Raw genomic sequence first — 9,800 nt, forward strand, 5'->3', positions numbered from 1 at the left:
GCCACCGCCCCCGGCACGTTGAGCGCCGCGAACGGCCCGTTGTGGACCGGGACCGACTTCACCGCGGACACGTTCACCGTGACCCTCGACGATGCGCAGATCACGGAGGTTGCTGACGCCGTCGCGTCGGCACGCCGCCGCTGGACCGGACGAGACCTGACCTTCGACCGCGAGCTGGGCCCGCACGACTTCCCACTGCCGCGCACCAGCATGACCCTGTCCGACGCGGCCGCCGAAGTCGCCACCGGACGTGGCTTCGCCCTACTGCGCGGGTTGCCGGTCGACGGGATCAGCGAGCACGACGCGGCGATCCTGATCCGGGGGCTGACCGCACATCTGGCGCCGATCGCGACCCAGAGCCGCACCGGTCACCTCATCCGGCACGTCCGCGCCACCGGGCAGGCCTTGGGCGATGGCATCGTGCGCGGTCACGAGACCAGCAACCGGCTGTGGTTTCACACCGATGGAGCCGACGCCGCCGTGTTGCTGTGCCGCCGCCGTGCCGCCGAGGGCGGACTGAGCCGGCTGGCGTCGGCCGCCGCGGTGCACAACGCCATGCTCCATATGAACCCGGATGCGGTGGCAGCGCTGTACGAGCCGTTCCACTTCCACATGGCCGGCGGCAACGTCGAGGGCCTGCCACCCACCTTCATCAGCCCGATCTTCTCGCTCCATCAGTCGAAGTTCAGCACCCGCTACGTTCGCCACACCCTGCTGGAAACCCCAGCCGTCACCGGTATCGCGCTGAGAGAAGACGCCCTAGCGGCCTTCGACCTGCTGGAGAACGTGGCGGCCAAGCTCTGCCTCGACATGGAACTGCGGCCTGGTGACCTGCAGGTCGTTAACAACCACACGGTGCTTCACTCTCGCACCGCGTACCGCGACGACGACGAAAGCGGCCGGCACCTGCTGCGGTGCTGGATCACCTTGCCCGGCTACTCTGGCCGCCGGCGCGGACCGGTGGATGAGGCGCTGCGATTTGGCTGGCTTACTGATCAGCAGCAGCGCGAGGCCGCCGCAGCCCGGACCGCCCCGCGCACACCCTCTGCCGCCGGCCCTCGCGGCGAGTAGAACGCGTGGATTCGGTGCCAACCTCATCCACTGCGGCTGCCATTCGGCTCACGCTGCAACAGTGCGCCCGCCAGCACGGAAGCCGTCCCGCCATCATCGACCGCCACGGGGCCGTGACGTTCGCGCAGCTCTGGCACCAGGCCCGCATGCTGGCCACCCAGCATGCGTCACCACCAGGGACGGTTGTGACCATCGCGTCCACATCGACGGCGGCCTTCTTCATTCGTGTCGCCGCGGTGTGGTTGAACGACGCCGTCCCGCTGCCCATCGATGCCAAGGCGCCACCGCTCCCGCGTCAGCACGGGAGCCGTATGGACGTCGATGGCGTCCACCATTGCCGACCGTGGAAGGCCGTCACCAGCGTGGCCGAGGGCAGCTACCGACGCCTGGTCAGCGGCGGAGAACCGCCCACCAACGCACGTAAAGCGTTCGCCCTTGGGCTGGGCGCCGACATACCAGGGAACACATCGGGTGCTCAGGTCGCGTTGTTCGCCGCCCCCCTGCACCTCAACGGCCCGTTCGAACTCGCAGTCCGCCACCTGCTCCTGGGCGGCACCGTGGCCGTGCTGGACCACTTCGATGCCGCAGTCTGGACCGAATTCGCTGCCAGCGTCGGAGCGCGGTGGGCGTTCCTCGCCCCCATCCAAATCGCCCGGCTACTCGATCAGGCCAATCGCCGCGAGCTGCGCACTGCGCTGGCTGGTCTGCAAACCCTGCTGCACTCAGCCGCCCCATGCCCTGCCCCGGTCCGGGAGCGACTACTGCGCCTAGTCGAACCGCACGTCGTCGCGGACTACTACGGCGCCGCTGAGTACGACGGCACCTTCGCCCGCGCGGCCGAGGGCCAAGCCGGAGCCCGGCCGATTCCCGGCGCGCAGTTCCGAATTGTCGACACGAGCGGCCAGCCGGTGCCCACCGGATCGGTAGGCATCATCGAAGGCCGCAGCACCGCCGGCTGCCTCAGCCACTACAGCGACGAGCCATGCAGGACGGATGGACTGTGGCGCACCGTCGGCGACCGCGGGCTGCTCGACCGCAGCGGCCGACTCATCGTCACCGTCACCGCCACCGCCGGCCGGGCGATCGTCGGAGGCGTCAACGTCGCGCTCGCCCACGTTCACGCGGTGGTGGCCGCCCACCCTGCGGTGCGGGACTGCCAGGTCACCGCCACCTCGGACGACACCTACGGCCAGGTCATCTCGGCTCGCGTCACCACCCGAGCACCGCTGGACCTAGAAGCGTTGTTCGCCCACTGCCAAGCCCACCTGCGCCCCGCGGAGCGGCCACGCCACTTGCACATCGCGCACACCGACCAACCACTATCGGAGGAGCGAGACCATGCCGTCACGGTGTGACCTGTGCACCGCGATCGATCCCACCGGCGCAGGCGGGCCGTTAGAACACCACCTGCACGCTGACCAGCCGCGCACCATCGTCCGCACACCAGATGCGACGGTTATCCCCACCATCGGGGCCTTCGTGGCCGGCTACGTCCTCGTCGTCCCGACGCGGCACACCACTTCGATCGGCATGCTGGCCTCCGCCGAACGCCGAGCCGTTCACGAACTCACCGAACAACTCGCCGAACGGATCGCCGACGTCTACGCCAGTCCGGTGGTCGGCTTCGAGTATGGGTTCAACCTGCCCGGTGGCCGTCGGATCGAACATGGCCACCAGCACCTCCTGCCGTCGACCGCGGGCCCCGCACTACGCCGATACCTCGGCTGGCACCTTCGCACATCACAGGTCGACTCAATGGAACACCTTCCCGGAGGAGCTGACCAGTCGTACATCAGCGTCTTCGAGCCCGGACACCCGCTGAGCCTCTATCCAGTCGCCAATGACGCCGCGCCCCGAATCCGGCTGCGCGAAGTCGTGGCAATGCTCGACCCCCAGGTCGACGCCCGCCGCTGGGACTGGCAGAGCGATCCCTGCGCCGATCTAATGCGCCGGACCGTCGACGACCTCCGCGGCTCCGTCCGCGATCGTGGCCCTCTTGCCGGGGCGGGCCAGCGATGAGCTGGGACCTAGCCCGCCTGTGGAGCGCGGTCGCTACGGACCAGCCCCAGCGGCTAGCGCTGATCCACGGCGACCGCAGCCTCACGTGGGGACAGTTCGACGCCGCTGCCGCCAGCTTCGCCGCGACCCTGCGAGAAGCCGGTGTCCGCCGCGGCGACGTGGTGGCCATGTGCCTGCCGAATGTCCTGGAATACCTGGTGCTGTTCGCGGGCGCCCTGCGATGCGGCGCAAGTCCGTGCGGCGTCAACTACCGCTACCTCCCGCACGAGTTGTCCGCGTTGCTGGCCAGGCTTCGCCCCGCCGTGGTCTGCCATCTGGCCGGCAGCGACGCAGAGCACCTCGCCGTCGCGCAGCTACCCGAGGTGCGGCTCTGGCATGCCGTCAGGCCGGTCACCGCAGGATCCCTGGACCCGCTTCTGGAGTCAGGCGGGGATAGCGAGCCGATTCAGTCACACCCCGATGATGTCCTGCTCAAGTGCACTGGCGGTACCACGGGCGCTCCGGTCGCGGTGCGATGGCGCGTCGGCGACGTCCTCGAACAACTCAACCGGCACAACCCCTGGCATCGGCACGACCTGACCACGCCGACCCTCGTCCCCGCGACGGTCGGCGACCGGCCACGGCTGCTGGTCGCCAGTCCGCTCATGCATGGCTCCGGGCTGAACCGGGCGCTCGGCGCGCTGTGCGCCGCAGGCACCGTCATCACCTTGCCCCGCTCGTCCTTCGACCCAGCCCAGCTGCTCGACATCGCCGCGAAGCGACGCGCGACTGCGCTCGCCATCGTCGGTGACGCCCACGCCACGGCGCTGGCCGACGCCCTCGACGCCGAACCGCACCGCTGGCGCCTGCCCGCGTTAGCGACCATTACCTCCTCCGGGGCAGCGTGGACTCAGCCGGTCAAACAACGGCTTCTGACGCATCTTCCGCACGTACGGCTGAGCGAATCTCTCGGTGCCACCGAAGCCACGGGGCTCGGCTTCAGCACCGCCACCACGGACGCCGTGCCGGCCACCGGGGAGTTCACACTCGGGCACACAGCCCGGATCTTCACCGACGACGGCGTGCCCGCCAAGCCCGGCGAGACCGGGTCGATCGGCGTGAGCGCACCGCACCCGGCGGGCCTGCACCTGGCCGGGGCACTGCCGGACGAACGTTTCGTCAGCCACGACGGCCGCCGCTATCTGATGTCCGGAGACCGCGTCCTGGCCATCGACGAGAACCGGTTCAGGCTGCTCGGCCGCCCCGACGACTGCATCAACACCGGCGGCGAGAAGGTCTTCGCCCCTGAAGTGACCGACGCACTCTTGCGCCATCCCGGTGTCCGCGACGCCGTCGTCCTCGGCGTCCCCCATCCGCGGCTGGGCAGCGCTGTCACCGCGCTCGTTCAGCTCCGGCCCGGCATCACCGTCAGCGACGTGGCAGCTCATGCCCGCCATGAACTGGCGGGCTTCAAAGTCCCGGCCATCGTGCTCGCGGTGCCCGAGATTCCGCGTACCACGGCCGGCAAGCCCGATCTCACCGCAGCCCGGTCTGCGGTGCCCGCGCATCTCAGGAGGTCGGTGTGATCACCGCTACCCGGGTCGACCTCGTCGCCGTAGCCCGCCGGGAACAGGCCCTGCTCACCGCAGCCCTGGCATCGGTCTTCAGTGATCGCGACCTCGACACGCGCATCAGCCGGGCGCTGGGATATCCGGCGTGGCCGCAGCCGTTGACCTTGCTACCGGACCTCGGACCCGAGCTGACGACCGCAACACCGCACCTCGCCGCCTATCTCGCTTTCGCTATCGCGGCGGGCCACGCCACGATCGCCGAGATCGCCAGCCACGGCTGGCCCGACAGCCCGGCGGCGGCGGACGCCGCGTGGCTCCTGCTGCAACACGCCGACGCCGACAACGAACAGCGCCGCGGGCTGCTCCCGATGCTCGCCGCCGCTGTGGAGCGCGGACACGCCGACCCCCGGCATCTCGCGCTGCTCACCGATCGCGAACGCGCCGTCCGCGGCGAAACCCAACGGTACGGGACCCTGCGGCTGATCCGCGACGACCAACCAGCGCTGCTATATCCGCTGGCCGGCACCAGCGCCGACGCGGACGCCGCCCGCCGCGCGATCGGCCTGCCGGACCTCGCCGACGACGCCCAGTTCGCGTTCTCGCCGTTGACCCCCTACGGCACGGCCCGAACGTGCCCCACCAACCCCTGGCAGCCCCGGGTCCTCGACAGCCTGCAGGCAGACCACATCGCAGTCCCCGCCGATCGCCCGGACCCGCTGCCGGACAACGCGATCAAGGTCTACCTCGGAGCCACCCTGCGCCACCGCAACCAGATGCGCCGCGTCCGCGACGCACTCCCGGCTCCGTTGGTGTCCAGCAGCCGGTGGCTCGACATCGATCCGCTGACCCGGGCCAGCTGCCAGCTGGACGCCGGGCTCGCGCTCAACCAGCTCGCCGCTCGACTGTGCCTCGCGGATGTTGCCCGCTGCGATGTCCTCGTCGCCTTCGCCGAGCACCGGCGAAGTCACGGCCTTGGCGTCGAGATCGGCATCGCTCTTGCCCACCACAAGCAGGTCGTCATCATCGGCGAACCCCGCTGCTCCTTCGACATGCTGCCCGACGTCACCGTCGTCGCTGATGTCGATGACGCCGTGCACGCAGCGACCATGCTCGCCTGCGCCGCACGACGGGAGCCGGCATGAGCCGGCCCCCGCGCGAACCTGGGACGCTACGCCTCCTGCGGCGCGGACATTGCGAGACCGGGAAGATCAGTCCACACGTCCTCCACGCCCGCCTGCTGCCGGCGCTCGTCCGCGGTCAGAATTCCCATCTCAGCTCGCTGCCAGGCCGGCAGGTAATCCACAGCCACACGGCGCGCCACATAGTCCATCAACGACGTCGCGATCGGAAGCTCCGGATCGTCGGTGAGACCTGCCGGCATAAACCGCATATTCGTGAACTTCCCGACGAAGACCTCCGGCGGTGCCCCTGCGCGCAGAGCCAGAGAGATGGCTTGCCCGAGGGCGTCCATCATGCCCGCCAAGGTCGAGCCCTGTTTGGCCATGCGGATCGTCAGATCCTGCAGCGAGCCGTCCGGCGCCGTCATGGTCGTCAGATAGCCCTTCTGGTCGTCAACGCTGAACCGTGTCGTCTCTCCGCGACTGACCCGCGGCGCAGCACGATTTGCTTGCCTCGGCACCAAAGAATTGGACATTCACTCTCCCGTGTGGCGACGTCTCAAACACAACCAGTGGGCACCATACAGCCTTTCTGGCACCACATGTTGTGGGCGCGCCAGGAAAATCGGCGGGCGGGAAACGTGATTCCTACTCGGCTTGGCCGACCCGGAGTTCACTCGCTGCGCCAGCCTCGGACGACGTCAGCCGATCGCAGGGAGGCCCCGCCCAGAGTCGGCATGACGGTTACGGGAAGTCCCGATGCTTCGCCGACGTCCAGTCTCGAAGCCAGCCCAGTCTGCGATCGACAACTCAAGGCCGCACCCGCCCACCACGCCCCGACGAGTGAAGCGAACCCCGTGGCCTCATGCGGTCGGTGCCTGCGGTGACGAAAGGACCAGCTCGATGAAGAAGATCATCCTGTTCGCCGGTGTCGACCCGCTGTCGACCGGTGAATCCGACTATGCGTGGCACCCGTTGTCGGTTCTGTCGATCGGCTCGGTCCTTCGAGACCGCGGCTTCGACGTACAGATCATCGACTGCCAGGTCGACGCAAATTGGCGTCACATGATCCGCGCTCATGCAGCAGATGCCTTGTTCATGGGCGTCACCTGCATGACCGGCCCCAGCATCGGCAACGTTCTAGCGGCCATCGAGATCGCGCGCGACGTCGCCCCGCATACCCCCCTGATCTGGGGCGGCTATCACGCCACCCTGGCCCACCGCGGCATCCTGCGCGAAGGACTTGTCGACATCGTGGTGCGCGGCCCAGGTGAACACGCCGTCCTGGCCATCGCGCTGCGGCTGGCCGACGGCGCACCGCTGTGCCCCGAGTCCTTCGCCGACGTACCCAACCTGGCCATGGTCGACGGCCGTACCGCCGTCACCCTCAGTGGCGGCACTGAGTCGAGGATCGTTAGAACCAGCTATGAATTCCTGGGCGACATGAACGCCCTGCCCCCGATGAACTACCAGCTCATCGATCCGACCAGGTACTACACCGAAACCGTCCAGGACCTGTCCTACATCACCAGCTATGGCTGCCCCTACGGGTGCGCCTTCTGCTCAGAACCCCAGACCAGCACACGCAAGTGGAAACCCCTAGCGCCGGAGCGGGTCGCCTCGGAACTGGCCGCGCTGTGGCGCAGGTACGCGCCGAGCCAGATCAGCCTGCTCGACCCGAACTTCTCCACCAACATCCCGCGGGTCGTTGACATCGTCACGCTGCTCGAGCAACAAGACCAGCGACTCGAACTGCGCGCCAACATGCGCACTCGCGACGTGGTCAACCTCGCCAAGGTCATCGACCTCAAGCGACTGCGCAAGGTGGGATTCTCGGCCATCTTCCTCGGCTGCGAGTCCGGGTCCGACCGCATGCTCAAAGCCCTTCACAAGAGTGCGACCGTGGCCGACACCCGCAATGCCTGCCAGTTGTTGGACGAGGCCGGCATCATCCAACTCAGCAGCTGGATCCACGACCTTCCCGGCGAAGAGGTCGAGGACAGCCAGCAAACGCTCGAACTCGTCACTGATCTGGCTGCCTTGCCGCACAACCGGCAGAAGCACCACTTCTTCACGCCATTTCCCGCCACGGAGCTCTACGAACAGCTATTTGGCAAGACCGAGGACGACAACCGCACCCAGGCCGAGTGGGCCGCAAGCGACACCTACGCCAGTTCGGCTCTGTACGCCGGCCGTCCCGAATTCCGGACGCGGGTCCTCGACGGCCTCACTGCACTCAAGCGGCGTTACCCGCACGCCCTTGAACGGGCGCTCCCGCGACGGTAGTGCTGGCCACGTGACGCCCCAATGCGAACTTGACGTAGGAGGAGGCCGCCGTGCTGCGCACCACCCGCCTGGCCATCTACGAGATTCAGGCCGCCGAGAACGGTCGGTTGGTCACTCAGTACGGCGACTTTGATGCCGCGTCCTACAGCAAGATGAAATATGGCCACACCGTACCCGCTCGCGACTACGGCTACCGGCTCGCCAGGATGCTGACAGAGGCCAACCCTGCCCTGCTGGCCGACGCGGACACGCCGGTGGTCATCTACGGGCCCGCCACCCGGCACACGCCCAAACCGGCCCAGGCGATCGCCTTCTACCTCGCCCAACTCCTCAACCACTGGCGCGCGGAACATCGGCTTCCGCCGGCCCTGCTGCACGATATGAAGCACGTTCGCCAAGGGCCGGCTGTGCCGTACTCAGCGCTCAACCACGATCAACGGCGAGATGCGATGGCCGCCACTATCGACTACGCCGATCCCAATGTGGTCCGAGGAGCGCGCGTCATCTGCGTCGACGACCTCATCGTTACCGGCGCCGTAGAAGCAAAGATGGCTGAAACACTAGAGCTCCTGCGGCCAGCAGAAATTCACTACCTCTATGCGATCCGCGTTCACTCGAGCCTCGCCGCCACGGATCCGGAGGTCGAAGACCGCATCAACACGGCAGGCAGGCCCTGTCCCGCGCTCTTAGCCGAGTTCCTGAAGCATGACCAGTTCCTGCTGAACGACCGGGCTTTGCGATTGCTATTGACGTGGCCTAAGGAAGATGAGGTGTATGCGCTTCTAGTCAGCCAAGGTGACCTGTTCTTGGAGGTCCTTCTAAATGAGATATCCGCTACAGGATTCCAATACTACGACTTCAGCCGTCACCTTGTTCAATGCCTGTGGAGAATCCTGGAGGAGCGACAGCATCCTTGGTGTCTCGCAGTAGCGCGATCGGGTCAGCGTTGACGCACCGCAGGGCAATCTACTTCGCTCAGGGCGTTCGCCGCACGGATGATCCCCTACCCACTGAGAGGAAATGGATGTGCCCTGCCTCCCGAAGTCGACTCGAGGAGGGTCGTCGCTATGAGACGCTGATCCGACGACACCGCTCTCGCGCTGCGACCTCGGCGTGCCGCCCGGCAACGAGCACGACGCAGCAGGTGGGCGGAGTGGCGAGCGGAGGTGTTGATGGCTGTCGAACGGCAAGGTTGGACGCCATGGGCCGCCGACTGGCCGGACCTGAAGGCAGGCGTCGGCTGCAAGCTGTGCTCTTTTCTTGCCACAGAAGATCCCGATTGGGGCATACGGATCTACACCGGTCGGGTCGCGACCGGCTTCTTGAGCGTCCGTGGCCAGATTCTCGGTTACTCCTGGGTCATCTGGAACAACGGACATGTCTGCGAACCAACCGAACTGTCGCCAGCCGATGCGCGTGCATTTTTTGCCGATATGCTCACGGTTGGAAGCGCGGTCGAACAAATTTTGCAGCCCGCCAAGATGAATTACGAAATTCTTGGCAACAACGTCCCGCATTTGCATGCCCACGTTCTGCCCCGCCCGCAGAAAGACCCCATTCCTCGCGGCGCGCTGCCGTGGACCTACCTCGACGATGGTCGGCATGACATCGGCAAAACCCAGGATCTGGCCGCCGAAATCCGCCAACGACTCAAAGAGGGATCGGGCGACTCGACCGCAGCGGGCACAGATCCGGCCAGACCGGTCTGAACGTTCCCAGGCTCATGCGGCCACGCGGCGCAGCGGTTCGATCAGTC

Annotated in this window: 9 protein-coding genes; 8 read left to right on the forward strand and 1 reads right to left on the reverse strand. The window is 67.2% G+C overall.

Going from position 1 to position 9,800, the window contains the following annotated elements; genetic code table 11:
* The first annotated feature begins 78 nt into the window (after positions 1 to 78).
* From WH85_RS04230 to WH85_RS46650, 5 genes are read left to right on the forward strand one after another with little or no spacing between them, the layout of a single operon-like run.
* Positions 79 to 1,071, forward strand: a complete 993-nt coding sequence (locus WH85_RS04230) for a TauD/TfdA family dioxygenase (RefSeq protein ID WP_211275275.1) — start codon at positions 79 to 81, stop codon at positions 1,069 to 1,071.
* Positions 1,072 to 1,076: 5 nt separating this feature from the next.
* A complete protein-coding gene (locus tag WH85_RS04235; protein ID WP_157410756.1) occupies positions 1,077 to 2,426 on the forward strand; it encodes an AMP-binding protein in 1,350 nt (449 codons plus the stop codon).
* On the forward strand, positions 2,410 to 3,090 hold the full coding sequence (locus WH85_RS04240) for an HIT domain-containing protein (protein ID WP_045740321.1): 681 nt from the start codon (positions 2,410 to 2,412) through the stop codon (positions 3,088 to 3,090). Before WH85_RS04235 ends, WH85_RS04240 begins: the two co-directional genes overlap by 17 nt.
* Positions 3,087 to 4,655: an AMP-binding protein gene (locus WH85_RS04245; RefSeq protein ID WP_045740322.1), complete on the forward strand. Its 1,569-nt coding sequence runs from the start codon at positions 3,087 to 3,089 to the stop codon at positions 4,653 to 4,655. Before WH85_RS04240 ends, WH85_RS04245 begins: the two co-directional genes overlap by 4 nt.
* The gene (locus tag WH85_RS46650; RefSeq protein WP_052720138.1) at positions 4,652 to 5,782 is read left to right on the forward strand and encodes a DUF6624 domain-containing protein; all 1,131 of its coding nucleotides are present in this window, start codon (positions 4,652 to 4,654) and stop codon (positions 5,780 to 5,782) included. Before WH85_RS04245 ends, WH85_RS46650 begins: the two co-directional genes overlap by 4 nt.
* A gap of 26 nt (positions 5,783 to 5,808) precedes the next feature.
* On the opposite strand, the gene WH85_RS04255 is transcribed toward WH85_RS46650, so the two are convergent.
* Positions 5,809 to 6,294, reverse strand: coding sequence for a TSCPD domain-containing protein (locus WH85_RS04255; protein ID WP_157410757.1), 486 nt, complete (start codon positions 6,292 to 6,294; stop codon positions 5,809 to 5,811).
* 367 nt (positions 6,295 to 6,661) lie between these two features.
* On the opposite strand from WH85_RS04255, the gene WH85_RS04260 reads away from it, so the two are divergent.
* From WH85_RS04260 to WH85_RS48435, 3 genes are all read left to right on the forward strand, one after another.
* Complete coding sequence (locus WH85_RS04260) at positions 6,662 to 8,044, forward strand: B12-binding domain-containing radical SAM protein (RefSeq protein WP_045740324.1); 1,383 nt, start codon at positions 6,662 to 6,664, stop codon at positions 8,042 to 8,044.
* Between the two features lie 50 nt (positions 8,045 to 8,094).
* Positions 8,095 to 8,994 (forward strand): phosphoribosyltransferase family protein, encoded by a 900-nt coding sequence (locus WH85_RS04265; RefSeq protein ID WP_045740325.1) that lies wholly within the window; start codon positions 8,095 to 8,097, stop codon positions 8,992 to 8,994.
* Positions 8,995 to 9,216: 222 nt separating this feature from the next.
* Entirely contained in the window at positions 9,217 to 9,753 is a 537-nt protein-coding gene (locus WH85_RS48435; protein WP_157410758.1) for an HIT family protein, read from the forward strand.
* The last annotated feature ends 47 nt before the right edge of the window (positions 9,754 to 9,800 follow it).

The sequence above is a fragment of the Actinoplanes rectilineatus genome (assembly GCF_000962825.1).
In the GTDB taxonomy this organism is placed as follows: Bacteria; Actinomycetota; Actinomycetes; order Mycobacteriales; family Micromonosporaceae; genus Actinoplanes; species Actinoplanes rectilineatus.